Annotated in this window: 17 protein-coding genes; 6 read left to right on the top strand and 11 right to left on the bottom strand. The window is 37.7% G+C overall.

The features are described 5' to 3' along the window. The first annotated feature begins 4 nt into the window (after positions 1–4). Both V3Z67_RS06185 and V3Z67_RS06180 read left to right on the top strand, forming a co-directional pair. Complete coding sequence (locus V3Z67_RS06185) at positions 5–1,003, top strand: acyl-ACP desaturase (RefSeq protein ID WP_330442478.1); 999 nt, start codon at positions 5–7, stop codon at positions 1,001–1,003. Positions 1,004–1,055: 52 nt separating this feature from the next. Then, positions 1,056–1,703: an HD domain-containing protein gene (locus V3Z67_RS06180; protein WP_330442477.1), complete on the top strand. Its 648-nt coding sequence runs from the start codon at positions 1,056–1,058 to the stop codon at positions 1,701–1,703. Here V3Z67_RS06180 and V3Z67_RS06175 read toward each other — a convergent pair. Next, the gene (locus tag V3Z67_RS06175) at positions 1,676–3,196 is read right to left on the bottom strand and encodes a hypothetical protein (protein ID WP_330442476.1); all 1,521 of its coding nucleotides are present in this window, start codon (positions 3,194–3,196) and stop codon (positions 1,676–1,678) included. The two genes, V3Z67_RS06180 and V3Z67_RS06175, sit on opposite strands and share 28 nt — an antisense overlap. Positions 3,197–3,321: 125 nt before the next feature. Between V3Z67_RS06175 and yiaA the strand changes: the two genes are divergently transcribed. The 4 genes from yiaA (at position 3,322) to V3Z67_RS06155 (ending at position 6,124) form a co-directional block, all read left to right on the top strand. Further along, on the top strand, positions 3,322–3,810 hold the full coding sequence (yiaA, locus tag V3Z67_RS06170; RefSeq protein WP_157484562.1) for an inner membrane protein YiaA: 489 nt from the start codon (positions 3,322–3,324) through the stop codon (positions 3,808–3,810). Between the two features lie 72 nt (positions 3,811–3,882). Continuing rightward, a complete protein-coding gene (locus V3Z67_RS06165) occupies positions 3,883–4,200 on the top strand; it encodes a hypothetical protein (RefSeq protein ID WP_330442475.1) in 318 nt (105 codons plus the stop codon). Positions 4,201–4,305: 105 nt separating this feature from the next. Next, the gene (locus tag V3Z67_RS06160; protein ID WP_330442474.1) at positions 4,306–5,577 is read left to right on the top strand and encodes a DUF2157 domain-containing protein; all 1,272 of its coding nucleotides are present in this window, start codon (positions 4,306–4,308) and stop codon (positions 5,575–5,577) included. Next, positions 5,567–6,124: a GDYXXLXY domain-containing protein gene (locus V3Z67_RS06155; RefSeq protein ID WP_330442473.1), complete on the top strand. Its 558-nt coding sequence runs from the start codon at positions 5,567–5,569 to the stop codon at positions 6,122–6,124. The genes V3Z67_RS06160 and V3Z67_RS06155 overlap by 11 nt, the downstream gene beginning before the upstream one ends. Positions 6,125–6,156: 32 nt before the next feature. Here the strand turns inward: V3Z67_RS06155 and V3Z67_RS06150 are convergent, their stop codons facing one another. The 10 genes from V3Z67_RS06150 to V3Z67_RS06105 form a co-directional block, all read right to left on the bottom strand. Next, a complete protein-coding gene (locus tag V3Z67_RS06150; RefSeq protein ID WP_330442472.1) occupies positions 6,157–7,728 on the bottom strand; it encodes a hypothetical protein in 1,572 nt (523 codons plus the stop codon). Between the two features lie 75 nt (positions 7,729–7,803). Then, on the bottom strand, positions 7,804–9,357 hold the full coding sequence (locus tag V3Z67_RS06145) for a hypothetical protein (RefSeq protein ID WP_330442471.1): 1,554 nt from the start codon (positions 9,355–9,357) through the stop codon (positions 7,804–7,806). Between the two features lie 100 nt (positions 9,358–9,457). Beyond that, positions 9,458–10,240, bottom strand: coding sequence for an enoyl-CoA hydratase/isomerase family protein (locus tag V3Z67_RS06140; RefSeq protein WP_330442470.1), 783 nt, complete (start codon positions 10,238–10,240; stop codon positions 9,458–9,460). 11 nt (positions 10,241–10,251) lie between these two features. Then, positions 10,252–11,757 carry an ATP-binding protein gene (locus V3Z67_RS06135; protein WP_330442469.1) on the bottom strand — a complete coding sequence of 502 codons (1,506 nt, stop codon included), beginning with the start codon at positions 11,755–11,757 and terminating at the stop codon, positions 10,252–10,254. Positions 11,758–11,765: 8 nt separating this feature from the next. After that, positions 11,766–12,317 (bottom strand): CopD family protein, encoded by a 552-nt coding sequence (locus V3Z67_RS06130; RefSeq protein ID WP_330442468.1) that lies wholly within the window; start codon positions 12,315–12,317, stop codon positions 11,766–11,768. Next, complete coding sequence (locus V3Z67_RS06125; RefSeq protein ID WP_330442467.1) at positions 12,317–13,657, bottom strand: MATE family efflux transporter; 1,341 nt, start codon at positions 13,655–13,657, stop codon at positions 12,317–12,319. The genes V3Z67_RS06130 and V3Z67_RS06125 overlap by 1 nt, the downstream gene beginning before the upstream one ends. Beyond that, complete coding sequence (gene hemH, locus V3Z67_RS06120) at positions 13,658–14,689, bottom strand: ferrochelatase (RefSeq protein WP_157484570.1); 1,032 nt, start codon at positions 14,687–14,689, stop codon at positions 13,658–13,660. It abuts the gene before it with no gap. 107 nt (positions 14,690–14,796) lie between these two features. Next, positions 14,797–15,267 carry an Appr-1-p processing protein gene (locus tag V3Z67_RS06115; protein ID WP_330442466.1) on the bottom strand — a complete coding sequence of 157 codons (471 nt, stop codon included), beginning with the start codon at positions 15,265–15,267 and terminating at the stop codon, positions 14,797–14,799. Positions 15,268–15,312: 45 nt separating this feature from the next. Then, on the bottom strand, positions 15,313–15,651 hold the full coding sequence (locus V3Z67_RS06110) for a hypothetical protein (RefSeq protein WP_330442465.1): 339 nt from the start codon (positions 15,649–15,651) through the stop codon (positions 15,313–15,315). Then, the gene (locus tag V3Z67_RS06105) at positions 15,651–16,523 is read right to left on the bottom strand and encodes a helix-turn-helix transcriptional regulator (RefSeq protein WP_330442464.1); all 873 of its coding nucleotides are present in this window, start codon (positions 16,521–16,523) and stop codon (positions 15,651–15,653) included. Before V3Z67_RS06105 ends, V3Z67_RS06110 begins: the two co-directional genes overlap by 1 nt. Positions 16,524–16,723 lie beyond the last annotated feature (200 nt).

Genomic DNA, 16,723 nt, shown 5'->3' with positions numbered 1-16,723 from the left:
AATTATGTCTATAAAAAACGTCCGCTTAGAAGTGATGCACTTTTTGGAAAAGAACATTGATTCTTTTGTGGAAAACTATCTTATACCGGTAGAGAAGATATGGCAGCCATCAGATATGCTGCCTGATACGCAGAGCGAGAGTTTTGAGGAAGAGCTTAGGGAGCTTAGAGAGATTGCTAAAGATCTTCCGTATGATTTTTGGGTGGTATTAGTGGGTGACACTATTACCGAAGAAGCACTGCCTACCTACGAGTCATGGCTAATGGATGTGGAAGGTATTGAACAGGTAGAGAAAGGCCCGGGCAACGGATGGGGCAAATGGGTAAGACACTGGACTGGTGAAGAAAACCGCCACGGCGATTTACTTAACAAATACCTATATCTTAGCGGAAGGGTAAATATGCGTGAAGTGGAAATGACCACACACCACCTTATTAACGATGGTTTTGATATTGGTACTGACAGGGATCCATATAAAAACTTTGTTTATACAAGCTTCCAGGAGCTGGCTACTTATGTTTCACACAACCGTGTGTCGCAGCTGGCTAAAAAATACGGAGATAATAAACTGTCTAAAATGTGTAAGCTTATTGCGGGAGACGAAATGCGTCACCATATGGCATACAGTGAATTTGTAGACAGGATTTTTAAAGTAGACCCAAGTGAAATGATGTTGGCTTTCCAGCACATGATGAAGCTTAAAATTACTATGCCAGCCCATTTTTTAAGGGAGTCGGGTAATGCTATAGGAAGTGCTTTTGAGCAGTTCTCTGATTCGGCACAGCGTATAGGGGTGTATACCGCTATGGACTATGTGGATATACTTAGAAAACTGATTGCCAAATGGCAAATTGATAAAATTGACGGTCTTACTGCCGAAGCCGAGAAAGCAAGGGATTACCTTATGAAGCTTCCGGACAGGATGGCAAGAATATCTGAAAGAATTGTAATACCAGAGGAGTCACACATTTTTAAATGGGTGCAGCCTGCACTGATAAAATAATATATAAAGCTGCTTTCGGGCAGCTTTTTTAATCTTATATAGTTTCCTGTATATGAATAGCCTTATAGAAAAAACAAAAGCATTTGTAAAACAGCAATTACAGGGTGCTGAGGGCGGTCACGACTGGTTTCATATAGAAAGGGTGTATAATAATGCCCTGCTTATTGCAAAAGGAGAAGAGTGTAACTTTACTGTAGTACAGCTAGGAGCCTTGTTGCATGATATAGCCGACAGTAAATTTAATGATGGCGATGAGACTGTGGGCCCGGAAACGGCAAGGAGGTTTTTACAGCAGGAAAATATAAGTGAAACTATAATCGATCAGGTAGTGGGGATTATAGAGAATATATCGTTTAAGGGAGGGAATTTTGATAAGAAATTCTCATCGGTTGAGTTGGATATTGTTCAGGATGCCGACAGGCTGGATGCGCTTGGTGCTATAGGCATTGCCCGCACCTTTAATTACGGAGGCTTTAAAAACAGGGCGTTATATGACCCTTCCATACAGCCTAACCTAAATATGTCCAAAGAGGAATATAAGGCTAGTACTGCGCCAACGGTTAATCATTTTTATGAAAAACTATTACTGCTTAAAGACAAGATTAATACCCAAACAGGTAAGCAACTTGCCGAAGAACGCCATAGGTATATGGAAGATTTTCTTTCCCAGTTCTATGCCGAATGGAACGGGGAAAAGTGATTATTTATCAGGTTAAGAATGGTAGGGTAAACCTGTTTTTTGTGTACGGTTGCCAGTAACCACCCTATAAAGCTTAGTACAAACACATCACCACTTTCGTTAACAGCATGTTGTGTTAATAAATCCAACTGTTTTTTAAATGTATCATTTTGTGCTGTAGCTTTGTCCAGTATATATTTTTCCACTAAGGCAGTATATACCAGCACCCTTTCTTCGTTTACCTCCCTTAGGTATTTATTGTAGCGTCTTTTAAAACCTTTCAGTCGGGAGAGGGCAAGTTCGGTATCTTCCAGTTCGATATGCATTACAATTTCTACCAGGCTGCGTTTTATGGCCCAGTCCATTCCCATTCTTTTTTCATACCAGCTGTCAGAATGGATAAACTCGCGCATGTACCTTCGGGCTTCGCGGGCATTATTATGCTGTAACCAAAATATCACGGCAAAAAATATAAGATCGTTTCTGTCGGTAGGGTCGGCTTTTTTTGTTTCTGCCAATGCCTTTGTCATTATTACAAGTGTGGTTTCGCCATTGCCGTAGTAATTTTCGTTAAGCAGATGCAGCAAATAGTATCGGGCAATAAAACGGCTGTAGTACTTTTTATTTTGCTTTTGCATTTCGGCAGCCATTATCTCCAGGTATTGTGAACACAACGTAAACCTCCTGTTCCTAAAATGAATATTGGCCATAAAATACAATATGTAAATATGGTAATACAGATGTTTTTGAGCCAGTTCCTGACGGGTAATTATAAATCGGTAGCTTCTTTCCAAAAAAGGCTCTATAAGGCTGTAGTTGCTGTTTATAGAGGCATACTCGTTTGCAATAAAAAGCATTTGGTAAAGTGATTTGAAAGTAAGTACTTCCCTTAACGATATTCCAAACGATTTCATGGTGCCGGTTATTAACTGCTGTATATCGGTAATTTTCCCTTTATGGTAAATCTCGCCCAATTCCCGGCGCATAACCGCATAGGCAAGATTAAGCTGTTCCTCATTTCGCAGCTTTTTATTATTTGCGGCAAAACTGGAAATTGCCTTATCAAGATCAAACGTAGGGTCAAAATGGGCAAACTGTATTTGGGTTTGGTAGATTTCGTTAAGCAGGGAAAAATGCTCGGTAGCGAAGGCTTTACTTTCGGCTTTAGTAAGGCACTTAAAGGCTTCTTTGTAAAGTTTATGCTCAAAAAACACACGGCTAACCATAAGCAGCCGCGTTATTTCGTGCTCATCATCGGTATTACTTTCAAAGCTTCGGTTAGCCATGAAACTAATAAGGCTGTCGTATACCCTTTTGCGTAGCGCATGGTAGGCATCAGTGTTTTTTGAAGTGCCGTAAAGCTTTTTTTTAATATTTATATCATCAGTTTCAAGTAATTTAAACAAGTCGGTGTTAAGAGTGTCTTTTCGTTTGTTTTTGTTGTTCAGATGTTTTATAAATGCTGATTTATCATCTGTTGACATTATAGATATAATTTCCCCTAATGCATTCATATTAAAATTACTTAAACGGTTAGTGATGTAAATATAAATAATATATCATCATTTTTTGTTGTTTTTTAGGTTTTGTACCCTGTTGTTTTATGTGAGATTTGCTTCATAATCAAAAACCAAAAATTATGGATCCGCTAAAAACAAACGAAGGGAATGATACCTTCACACAGGAAAACAAATTCAGGAAAACAACAACTGCACAAGGGGCAACTAAACCAAGTAATGCCTTTGTGGGTGCTTCATGGTGTGCCCTTATTATAGGAATGGCTTCTTACTGTATAGGACTTTTTAACGCTGGGGCAATGCTGCTTAATGAAAAGGGATATTATTTTACCATATTGCTTTTCGGGCTCTTCTCGGTAGTATCGGTACAAAAAAGTGTAAGGGACAGGCTGGAAGGCATCCCGGTAACCGATATGTATTATGGCATAAGCTGGTTTACCACATTTGCATCGGTAATACTATTAATAATAGGACTATGGAACGCCGACCTTGAACTCAGCGAAAAAGGCTTTTACGGAATGTCGTTTGCCCTTAGCCTCTTTGCTGCAATAGCCGTACAAAAAAATACCCGCGACTTAAAGACATTTGAAAAGGAGAATCCAAACGCTTAGCGGATTGCCCTGCGGTACCTTTACCTTACCGAAGCTACTGCGGGGCTTTTTTTAACCATCAATTATCTTACTATGAAAAATAGAGTAAAAATAATTTTATATAGCCTAGGGTTGGTATGTCTTTTTACCACCATTGCCGATATGGTTTTATGGTTTAAAGCTTGTGCACAATATGAAGGTTTTGAGGAAACAAAACAAGCCTATCTGTCATACTTTCCATTAAGTTTAAGGGGAGATTATACCCTAACGCTTATTAATTGTGGTATGTTGGCTGTTTCTGTACTTGTTTTTGCTAACTCCATAAGGATAGGGTTTCTTAAAACAGTTTCATTTGTATTAACTATCCTATCAGGGATCTTATTCTACTGGCAACTATTTTCTTTAATGTAAATCAGGATTTGACAACGAGAAGGAACAGCGGTTATTTGATATGCTGAAGCTTAGGGATGTTCATAAAGAATAAAAATCTTATTTTTAATTTAAAACCAATCACCTATGAGTTCGATAATTAAAGATTTGCCCGAACTGATAAGTCATAATATTATCAGTGAACAAACGGCAAAAGACATAGAGCGGTATTATGCCGCAAAAAAAGAAGATCAGGGGAGTAATACCCTAATGATTTTTGGTAGTATAGGCGCTATACTTGTGGGGCTGGGCATTATTTTGATATTTGCCCATAACTGGGATAATTTCTCAAAAACAGTAAAAACCATATTGGCAATTGCACCTTTACTGTTATGTCAGGTTGCTGCCGGATATGCTATATTTAAAAATAAGAGTCAGCTCTTTAAGGATATAGCAGCTATACTGTTGTTTTTTACGGTAGGTTCATCAATAGCTCTTGTTGCTCAAATTTACAATATACCCGGAGACCTTGAGGGTTATCTTTTAAGCTGGACTTTGCTGTGTATGCCTTTAATGTATTTGTTGAGGTCCAATATGGTAGCATTTCTGCATTTGGGCTTTATTACCTATTATGCGGTTGTAGCGGGTTATTTTGAAACCGAAAGGCCGTGGCCTTACCTGTTACTTTTAGGTGCTTTTATTCCTTTTTATTTAAGGAGGTTAAAGGAACATCCTTTTGGCAGGATTACCTCGCTGTTTAATCTGCTTTTTCCGTTAAGCCTTATAATAACCCTTGGAGCTTTTCTTGCCGGGGTAGGTGAGTTTGGTTTCCTTGTTTACATGGCACTACTGGGCTTTATATATAATACCGGACTTTTACCAAAACTGGAAAGCCGCAATGATTATTTAGGACTGGGGTCGGTTGGTATTGCCTTTATATTGCTATTCTCTTCCTTTAAATGGGTATGGGAAGAAATGGAAACCCAACAGGTTGTAGAAAGTTACTATATTATACTTTGGGCAATATTGTTTGGGGGTATGGTATATATGGCGATAATAAACGGAGGTAAACAGTTCTATAAAAATACCTTTCAGGCAGTAACGGTACTGTTTCCGGCTGTGTACCTTATAGGTATGGCAAACAGTGTACTGGCGGCAATACTGGATAATGTAATGGTTTTAGCACTTGGGGTAATAACCGTAAAGCAGGGTATTGATAAGGTTGATTTCAGGAAGCTTAATTTCGGGTTAACAATTATTGCGGCGCTTATTATATGTCGTTTTTTTGATACCAATATGACTTTTGCATTGAGAGGTGTACTGTTTGTTTGTGTGGGTGTTGGCTTTTTTGTGGCCAATTCCATGCTTGTTAAAAAGAAAAGAGCTAATGTTTTAAATACACCGGAAGATGAAAACTAAAAACATGTTTATAGTATTTGTGGTTGTGGCGATAGTTCAGGCATTTGTTCCGCTAAAAATGATATATGATACAGAGAAGATAAATGATGAGGGTACAGTTTATAAATTTAAAACCCAACCAATAGATCCTAGTGACCCTTTTAGGGGTAAGTATATCACTCTGCGTTTTGAAGCAGAGAGTTTTAAAACTACCGATTCTCTTATGGATATGAGACAGGATCTATATGTTAGTATTGAAAAAGACAGTGAAGGGTATGCCCGGGTAAAGGAAGTTTTGAGAGAGGAACCGGAAGAAGGAGATTACTTTAAAGCAGAGACCTATTATTTTAGCACAAACGGATTGCATCTTAGTTTTCCTTTTGACCGCTTTTATATGGAAGAAAGTAAAGCCCCTCAGGCAGAAGTTGCCTACAGGAAATACAGTGCTGCCAAGAACCCTAAACCTGCATATGCATTAGTAGCCATAAAAGATGGCCAAACCTATTTAAAGGATGTTATTGTTGATGATAAACCCATAAGGGAATATGTTATGGAACAACAGGAATAAAAAAGTCCCTCACTGAGGGGCTTTTTTATTATTTATGGTTTGATTTTATAAATTTCCTGATAGGTATCTACCCTTCCTGAAGGGTGTTGTTTTCTTTTGGAAGCATAAAAGTAAATACTATTCTCACTGTTAGGTGTTGCTCCTACAAACGGATGAATATAGCTTTTAACTTCGTTATGGTCTAAAAGAGTTTTATAGGTGTAATTGCCTTTTGCATCAAATTTTAAAACAGTAAAATCGGCATCTTCTGCCTTGTCTGTTGATATTTTAATTCTTCCGTTTTTAGCTACTTTAATTTCTTCAGTATTAAGAAATACATACAATTCATTATCCTTAAATAAAGTAGAAAAAGAAAGATGAGCACTACCCCTATGTCCGGATTGGGATTTTTGTATTCCTCTAAGCCAAATTAAATTCCCTTCAGAATCAATTCTTGCTGCATAGATATTACCATAAGACGTATAAAAATAGGGTTTAATAAGTCGGTTTTGTCCACCTGTCATATTGCTTTGAACTTTAGATCTGATTTCAAAAGTAATAAGGTTATCTCCGTTATCAGCAGTATGAACTCCTTTTATTAAATCTGGCCAATATATATGTTTATCGTTAATATCAATGTTAAGCTGAGAAGATATAGGCGAGAAATTACTTGATTTTACAGAAAATGAATTGCTGTCAATATTAAAGAAACATACTCCTTTTAAACGAAATTTATTTGTCTGGGAGTAAAATCCAAATAGTTTTATATTGTCATTTTCCTCAATCATTGTTAGTGTTCTTGGAGAGGAAGACCCGGTTGTGAGAATCTTTTTTTCAAATCCTGAAGAGGTTAACCGTTCTATTTCATAATGCGAGTAACGGTTGTCATACCCATCTGTTTTTGTGCTAAACGGATTGTTTGGTCTTATTGTAATTTTGGCTAAAAGAATTGCCGTTTTCATATCATCTTTAAGAGTAAAGGCTTTATAATGATAAATAAACTTTTTATCATCCTCATCATTAAAAGTGTGTTCCAAAATCGGATCAAGAGTTTCGCTGCTGTAAATTATCAATTTACTCTTTGTATCATCATTTTTAGTATCACCAGGTGGTAAACAAAATGCAAAAGCAGAATGATCATTACTAACCACAAGGGCATTGCCTACCATTGATGATCTTACGGGAGTAGTATAATCTATGTCAATATCTTTTAATTCCTGAAAATGACCTACTTTGCCGGTAAATATTTTTTTTGATGTAAAATTAAGTGTATCTATATCTGAAGATGAAGCATAAATACTTGATGTTTTTTTATCGTAATGTATATATAAAATGTAGATCTTGTTTTTAAAAGTGTAAAGAGAAATTAATTCATTATCTTCTCCTATTGTATATTTTTCTTGCTTTATTAAGTTGTTATCTTCATCAACAGTATAGAACACAATTTTTCTATAACCATCGCAAATAAACAATTTTTCTCCATTGGGTTTTTCAATTACCTCACGGGCATAGTATGAGAAATTTTTAGAGTTGTTAATGTCTATTGTTTCAATAGCACAGTTAATATTCTGTGCGTTTAAGCATAGGGATAGCAAGAGGGAAAGCCCTAATAAGATTTTTTTCATTAGTGATAATAAATTGGTTTGTTGGTGAGGCAAAAATAATAAAATAAAAAGCCCCTCAGTGAGGGGCTTTTTATTTTATAAGGAAAATTTAACCAGCTGTTTTTTTCTGCCTTTTCTACCTAAAAAGTAAATGTTGTTACCTTTTTTAGTAGTGGCTCCATATGCTACCATAAACGGAACTTCATTATCCTTGTCATCAAGTATTTCCTTAAACTCAAATTCACCGTTATGATTAATTTTAATTACATTAAGGTTTGATTTTTTGGCTGATTTTTGTCCAAACTGTATCCTGTCATTACGAAGTTTTTTCACCTTTTCTCCGGTATTGATAAAGAAATAGGTATCATTATCTACAATCATTGAGGTGTATGAAATGTAAGATTCGTTACCACTTGTTTGTTGACGCTTGTTAATATTTCTTGCCCAAAGTAATTCTCCCTCATGTGAAATTTTTGCTGTAACAATATCATCATAATGATAAATATAATATACGCCTGTGCTCATGCCGTTTTGACTTGCTCTTTGATGGGTAGTTATATAATACTCTTCAGCATTAAATACAATGTCATTATCAGGAGTTAAAAATACATCCCTATAAGAGATGTTCTTAAGTTCTTTCTCTTTTTTCTTTCCATATTTATCTATCAGGAACTGCTCTGTAAACTCATTGAATTTAGTGGTTTTTTTATCAAGGGTTACAGGGTCCATATCAAAGTAACAAAGGCCTTTAAAACGGTTATCGTTTCTGTCAGAATAAAAACCTACACAGGAAATTTTATCGCTTTTATAAACCGTTTTAAGAGATTGTGCGTAATGCTCATCGGTGTCAAAAGTTTGTATTTTAGCATCGCTTGGGGTAATACGGGTAAGCTCATAATGGTATTTTTTGCTTCCGCCTTTTTTTCCTTCTTTTTTATCTTTTACCCTGCCTAAAACATAAACTACCTTTCCGTCTTCAGATATATCTATGTTTTCGTATTTATATTTCCTGTCTTTTACCTCTCTCTTAAATTCGTGTTTAAGTGTAGGGTTAAGATTGTTGTCAAATATATGTATTAGGTGTTTTTCATTATTGTTTTTATCGTCAACATCAACAGTTACAGCAAAAGCTGTTTTGTCGTTATTTGTTATAAAGTTGGCTATGTAATCATTATCAATACTTCCGAAATTAAATAGCCCCGGAGTTTTAACTTCATCCCATTCCAGTGAGAAAAGTTCTTTTTGTGTAAACTTGAAGTCTTTAATATTGGCTGAATTAGCAGAGCATACATATTGTTTTTTCTTTTTATCATAGCCATAATCAATCATGTGAACGATGTCATTATTCACAACAATACCTATTAGTACACCTAGTTTAAGCTCATATTCATATTCTTTAATGAGTTGCAGATTGGCATCATAATGCTCAAAATAAAATCCACGTGTTGCTCCGGATAAGAGACTACCCTGATATGCACGTACAATAAATACGCCACCGTTTGAATCTTCTTCTACTAACAGAATTTTTGAATGTTTGTACTCATCTTTAAATACATCGCTTTTCTTCACTTTACAGGGAATGTCTGCTTCCTGAGCAGCGGTGTGAAAAATACTCAGGATAAACGAAATAATTAGTAATATGTTTCTCATAAAAAAAATGTTAAAGTACAAATATATCTTTACTTTTTTAAATAAGAAAGCAAAAAATCCAGACAATTGTCTGGATTTTTATCTTAATTGAATAGTTGTATTATTTTCCCGGGAAATCTGCTTTTCTCTTTTCAAGGAAAGCGGTAGTTCCTTCTTTAAAATCGGCAGTACCAAACGCTTCACCAAACGCTTTGATTTCTGCTTCATATCCGTTAACACCGTCTGTAAAGCTAGCATTGATAGCCTTAATAGCTGCAGATATTGCAACAGGTGAGTTTTTCATGATTTTTGAGGCAATACCTTTACAAAAATCTACAAGCTCTGCCTGTGGCACTACGTGGTTTACCAGTCCGTAAGCCTTCGCATCTTCGGCACCTATCATTCCTGCAGTCATAATTAGTTCCATAGCACGGCCTTTACCTACAAGCTGAGGTAAACGTTGTGTACCGCCATAACCCGGTATAACACCAAGAGATACTTCCGGCAATCCCATTTTAGCATTTTCTGACGCTACTCTGAAGTGTGCTGCCATGGCAAGCTCCAGTCCGCCACCAAGGGCAAAACCGTTTACTGCGGCAATAACCGGAGTAGAAAGGTTTTCTACAAAATCGAATAACAGCTCCTGACCTTTAGCTGCCAGTTCGCCACCCTGAGCTACATCAAAATCGGCAAATTCCGAAATATCGGCTCCGGCAACAAAAGCCTTTTCACCGCTTCCGGTTACAATAATAGCTTTTACTTCTTTATCAGCATCAAGGGCTTTAAAAGCCTCGTGAAGCTCCTGTATGGTAGCTTTGTTTAGTGCGTTTAGCTTTGTGGGTCTGTTAATGGTAATTACAGCAAGCCCGTTTTCTTTTTCCGCTAAAATATTTTCGTAGTTCATTTGAGTTTATTTTAGTTATTGTCTGTTTCTTTACTAGGTAAATCAATATCGGTAATTGGTAGGGAAACGAGGAATTTAGTGCCTTTGCCAAGTTCACTTTCAAAGGAGATGGTTCCGTGGTAATTCTCCACGATGTTCTTAATAATCCCAAGCCCAAGTCCCATACCGCTTGATTTGGTCGTGAATTTAGGTTCAAAAATACGATTTTTATTCTCTACGCTTATTCCCTTACCATTGTCTTTAACCGTTATTTTTACAAAATTGCCTTCACGGTAAACACGTACCTGTACAATAGGGTTGTGCTGATCTTCCGGTATGGCCTGTATCGCATTTTTAACCAAATTGGTAATAATACGTATTAACTGGGTACGGTCCATACGGGTAGTAATATCCGGTTCCTCGGCGATAAAGGAGATAAAACCTTCATTAAATATTTCAAGTGCCAGCTGGACAATCTTAACGATATTAACCGTTTCATTTTGTTGTGCCGGCATTGATGCAAAGCTCGAGAAAGCTGATGCCACCGAACTCATCGTGTCTATCTGTTGGATTAGTGTTTTCGAAAACTCATCCAGTTTTTTCTTAATATCGGGGTCATTTGGATCAAACCTGCGCTGAAAGCTCTGTACCGTAAGACGCATAGGGGTAAGCGGATTCTTAATTTCGTGTGCTACCTGTTTTGCCATTTCTCTCCATGCCTGTTCCCTTTCGCTTTGTGCCAGTTTTGTAGCACTGTCTTCCAAGTCGTCTACCAGTGCATTGTATGACTTTACAAGCTGGTTGATTTCCTGGGGAGAATCGTCCATGTGTATTCTTTCGTTTGTTTGGCTCAGTCGGGTTTCCGCTATCCTTTCACTAATCGCTTTAAGTGATTTGGTAATAAAGCTGGAAAGGAAATAGGCTACAATTATCGAAATAAGGAGCATAAAGGAATATACTTGCCCAAAACGCATAAAGAAATTGCGCTGTTCCTTTTCATAATACCCTTCGTCCTTTATGTAGGGAAGGTTAAGTATTCCCAGTGGTTTGAATTTGGTATCGTTAAGGTAACTGTAGGAGGAACGGAATTTTTGCCCGTCAATATTCTTAAGGTCTACATAGCGTTTTTCGGCAGTACTGCGCAGTACTCTCAAAATGTTTTTGGGTATGGTAGTATTGTCTACGGTATCTACCGAGAATCCGGCTTTTGACGATTTTAATAAACGCCCGTTAAGATCATAAATGTTTACTTCCAGCCCGTGGATATTGGCCAGTTCATGAATCCTTTCCCTGAAAATAAGCGGAAGGTTTTCGGTAGAGAGCGGGTAGGTAGTGGTAGAAAGAATGTAATTGATATGCTCCTTTATGGCATTTTCCTTTCGTTCCAGCCTGTCTTCATGGTATTCTTTTGCCTCTTTTCCAAACTGGTAAATGGAAACCGCAGCAATAAGTAGCGAGGCTATAAGAGTCACCAATATCATGGAAAGGAATATCCTTACCCTTAGCGACCATTTTCTTATCTTAAACTGCTGCTTCATTTAACGCATTACGAGTTGTTTTTCTCCCTAATCCTTTTATAAAACTTAAAACCAAGCATTATTAGTATGGAGAATAGTAAAATACCTACCACGCCATAAATCCAGTTTACGGCGTTTTTTAAAATTACTAAAAAAACAACGGCAAATAAAATTATGGTAGCCCCTTCGTTCCAAATACGCATAAAGTTTGAGGTATGTTTTATTTCATCACACTGCAGTTGTTTGAAAATAGAGTGGCATTTTAAATGATACAGGTATAACAGGAATACAAATCCCAGCTTTACATGCATCCAGGGTTGAGACAGCCATGCGTTACCCGTAGCGGTAAAAAACAGCATCCAGTAGGCAAAAATACTTGCCAGTACTGCCGATGGCCAAGTGATAATATACCACAGCCTGTAAGCCATAATTTTGTATTGTTTGATAAGTATTTCTTTTTCAGGCGAAGGCTTGTTATTAGCCTCCAGGTGGTATACAAATAGCCTCACTATGTAAAAAAGCCCCGCAAACCAGGTTATTACAAAAATGAGGTGCAATGATTTTATGTAGTTATATTCCATTATTGTTTTTTAAGATGGTGTGTCATTTCCTGCCTTAAAAACAGCCCTGTTACTATGGTAGAGAGCACGTCTGCAATGGGGAATGAAACCCACACACCAAAAATACCAAAAAACTGTGGTAAAATAAGCACCAGCGGGATTAAGAAAAAGCCCTGCTTGGAAAGCGTTAGTAATAGGGCTTTTGTTGCCTTACCGGCTGCCTGAAAATAAGCTGCTCCTATAAGCTGAACAGCAATAATAGGTGATGCTGCAAATACCCATCGCAAAGCACCCGGGGTATCGGCTATTACAACGGCATCGGTAGTGAATACCGATACTATAGGTTTGGCAAAAGTGAGCACCGCTATAAAAACGATTACGGCAAAAAGCGCAGCATATTTTATAGAAGTAAAAATGGTTTCCCTAACTCTGCTGTAGTTTTCAGCGCCATAGTTATATCCGGCAATAGGCATAAAACCCTGCGTAATTCCCAGTACCGGGAAAAGGGCAAACATAAGCATACGGCTTATAATACCATATACGGCAACGGCATGCTCGCCACCTTCGGCATATAAGGTATGGTTAAGAATAATTGCCAGTATACTTATTACTCCCTGTCTTGCAAAAGTTACAAAGCTCAACGATAGTATTTCGCGCGCCAGTTCCTTGTGGAAAACAAAATGCTTTAGTTCCAATTTCAGTTCGCTTTTATAAATAAAGAACCAAAGGATGTACAAAAAGCAAAGGAAAAAGGAGAGTGAGGTTGCCAGAGCAGCGCCAAATACACCAAGGTTTAATATCTTTATGAATATAATATCCAGTATGATATTTGAAACTGCCGAAATGATCATAGCCACCATAGCATGGCGGGATTTGTCTTCGGCACGTATAACGTTGTTACCCGTCATACAAAATGCCTGAAAAGGCACGGCAAAAAGTATGGGTAAAAAGAATTCTTTAGCCGGAACCATTATATCTCCGTTAGCACCAAAGGCAAAAAGTACCTCTTCACTAAAAAAGAACCCTATAATTACAAATAACGATGCAATCCCAAAGGTCATCATGATTTGATGGGCAAAGGTATTAAGGGCTTTTTCGCGGTTGCCCTTACCCAATGCGCGGGAGAGTACAGAACTACCACCTATACCGATGGCCATACCCATGGAGGATATGAAAAAGGTAATGGGCATAACAACCGATAGGGCTGCTATGGCCAGCGCACCTATCCAACGGCCTACAAATATAGTGTCAATAAGGACATTAACTGTCATGAACAGGATGCCTATGGAAGCAGGGACCGACTGCCTGAAAAGCAGTTGCTTAATGTCCTTATTAGCTAAATCCGTAGAGGTTATTGACATTTATACCACAGGTTTTTCTGCGTTAGCCCACTCGTTTATCCAGTTTGCCACCACATCAACCCATTCATTATTATCATTAAGGCAAGGAATAGCATGGAAGTTTTCGCCTCCGTGCTCTTTAAAGTCTTCGTTGGCACGCATGGCAATTTCTTCCAGCGTCTCAAGGCAGTCTGCCACAAAAGCAGGGGTAACTACGGCAAGGTTTTTAATTCCTTTTGCCGGCATGTTGTTTATTTCGATGTCGGTATAAGGTTCAAGCCATTTGTCGCCCGCCAGCCTTGACTGGAAAGTAAGCGAATATTTATCTTCAGGGATGCCCAGTTGCTCCACAACCAGTCTGGTTGTTTCATAACACTGGTGACGGTAACAGAATTTATGTGCTGCCGATGGTGTTGTACAACAGGTATCGTTTATTTTACAATGTGATTTGGTTACATCGGTTTTCCTTATGTGGCGTTCCGGTATACCGTGGTACGAGAACAGCAGGTGGTCATAATCAAAACCTTCCAGTGAGCCTTTAATAGAGTTTGCCAGTACTTTAATATAGTCGGGCTTATTGTAAAATGCAGGGACATCGGTAAATGTCATTTGCGGGAATTTCTTTTTGCGAATTTCTTCTGCCAACACTAAAATAGTAAGGGTAGAAGCCATGGCATATTGCGGATAAAGCGGGAAAAGCAATACTTCGGTCACACCCTGGTCTGCCAGTTGCTGTAATCCGGTTTCTATAGATGGTTTACCGTAACGCATAGCCAGTGCTACAGGGAGTTCGGTTTTTTGTACCACTTTTTTGTGCATCCTTTCAGAAAGTACGATAAGCGGAGACCCTTCGTCCCACCATATTTTTTTGTAGGCTTCTGCCGAGTCTTCCGGCCTTTTCCTTAAAATGATACCCCTAACTAAAAGAGCTCTTAGTAAAAAAGGAACATCTATAACATACTTGTCCATAAGGAACTCGTCCAGATATGGCTTTACGTCTTTTGGTTCCGGACTGTCCGGAGATCCAAGGTTAACTAACAATACACCTTTCATGTTTATCTTACTGTTGTTGTTTTTAGTGTTTGTCCGGCAAAGGTCATCAAAAACCATGCTCGGAATATCAAAAATCTTATTTTTAACGAATGTTGAATGTTGCGGTTTTAAAAATCGTAAACTGTAACAGCAATATCTTTTTCTGATAGTGTCGAAATGATTAACGGCTCAATTTTATCCCAGGTTCCTCCGGCAAGACCGCAACCTATTCTTGGCATGTGTACAGAAGCATTTATTTGCTTAGCAAAAGCTGCGGTTTTTTCCAGTCCGCTTAAAACAGCTTCATAACGTATGGGTGGATTACCGCTTTCGTCTTTATTTATTTTATGTTGACCGATTATGTTGGCTACCCATGTGTTTTCGTTAGCCTGAACAAACTGGGCTTCACCCAAATTAAAATTCTCACCAGATTTGTGCCATTCCCTGTATTGTTTTTCCGGTTCGGGCCATCTTTTGGAAACAGCCATAACAAAACCTTTGCCCCATCCGCCTATATCGTTACAAATATGTACTATAATGCGGTTGCCTTCATCCTGAGGGTTAGTGGCATCGCCTTTTATATAATTTATATCTTTCATTGGTTTGTGTTGGTTGCAATTTTATTTTTAGCGAATACTTAATTTTTAAAGTCCTTCAGGTTCACTTCTGTTAAATGACTTGTTATTGTTGTGCAAGTTTATTAAAACGTGCTTAAGCTCATCCTGGTTACAATAATAATAATCTATTTCACCATAGACAGTGTATGATGATATATTAAATCCTTCTTCAATATCATTATACCAGATAACTTTTTTTCCAAAAATAGCCACAACCCAAAAACCACCCCTTTCATTACCATATTTTGATTCCTGCCACTTTTCGGGTTCTGTTTTTATGAGTTCCCATAACTGTTTAACGGATAAATCAAATTCTTCCGGTTTAATGAGGCTGTTTAATTCGGCTAAAGTTATTGGTGTCCACATTAGGTATTAGGGTTTATAGACATCAGGTATTTTTTAGGGGTAGTGCCAAACTTCTTTTTAAAAGCAGCGATAAAATGGCTGGCAGTACTGTAACCTATTCGCAAACCTACTTCGTTTACATTATAAGTGCCGCTATCCAGCAGCTTGCGGGCGTACTCCATTTTATAGTCAAACAAAAAGCTGTACACACTGTCGCCATAAATTTGCTTAAAGCCCATTTTAAGCTTTTTCAGGTTAATGCCTACCTGGTCTGCCAGTTCCTGCAGTCCCGGTGGTTCGGCCATGTTGGCAATAACAATATCTTTAGCTTTCCTTATTTTTATTACGTTGTCCTCGTCTACCAAAAACGGACACTGCTCTGTATTGGCATCTTCATTACGATTAAAATACAGGCTAAGCAGCTCGTATACCTTTCCCTTAAAGTACAGTTTCCTTATGGACTGGTGCAGGTTAAAGTTAAACAGTTGGTTTAGCGCAATAGCCATAGACGGGTTAATCTTATCGTCCTTATAGTATTTCTTGTCAATATTCTCTGAACTCAGGAACGGAATATAATCGGCTTCTTCCGAGAAAAAACTGTGAAACTTTTTTATAGAAATAAGTACCGAAATTACCCATGAATGTGGTGCAATTTCAAGGTGTACCGGCAGTTCTTTTTGCGGATTGTACAGAAAAAGCGATACCTCTTCCCTTAGGTCTAAGGCATAACGCCCCTGGTTGAATATAAATTTGGCCCTGCCTTTTAATCCAAAGTGAAACTGAATTAAATCGGTGTTTACATCCCTTTCAAAATGAGAGGTTTCGTCACTGTCGTTTTGGAAACGCAGTACAAAAAAATCATCCTCAATTTTAATTTCCTCGTGAGAACCCATAGCGATATTTTTTTAGCGGGATTTTTTAAAATATAAAATCCTTTTATTTAGAATTGTTCTAAACTATATTTTCGCAAAACATTGATTTCATTGCAAATTTAGGGTATTTAAGCATTAAAAATACATTTTGGGTTAAAATATCCCACAGCGATACAAAAAGAACTTTGAGCGTTATTTTTTAATAAGCCTTAATGATAATT

Source organism: Flavobacterium sp. C4GT6, from assembly GCF_036347315.1.
In the GTDB taxonomy this organism is placed as follows: Bacteria; Bacteroidota; Bacteroidia; order Flavobacteriales; family Flavobacteriaceae; genus Flavobacterium.
Note: the sequence above shows the minus strand (reverse complement) of the source record. Positions and strands in the feature narration are given on the sequence as shown.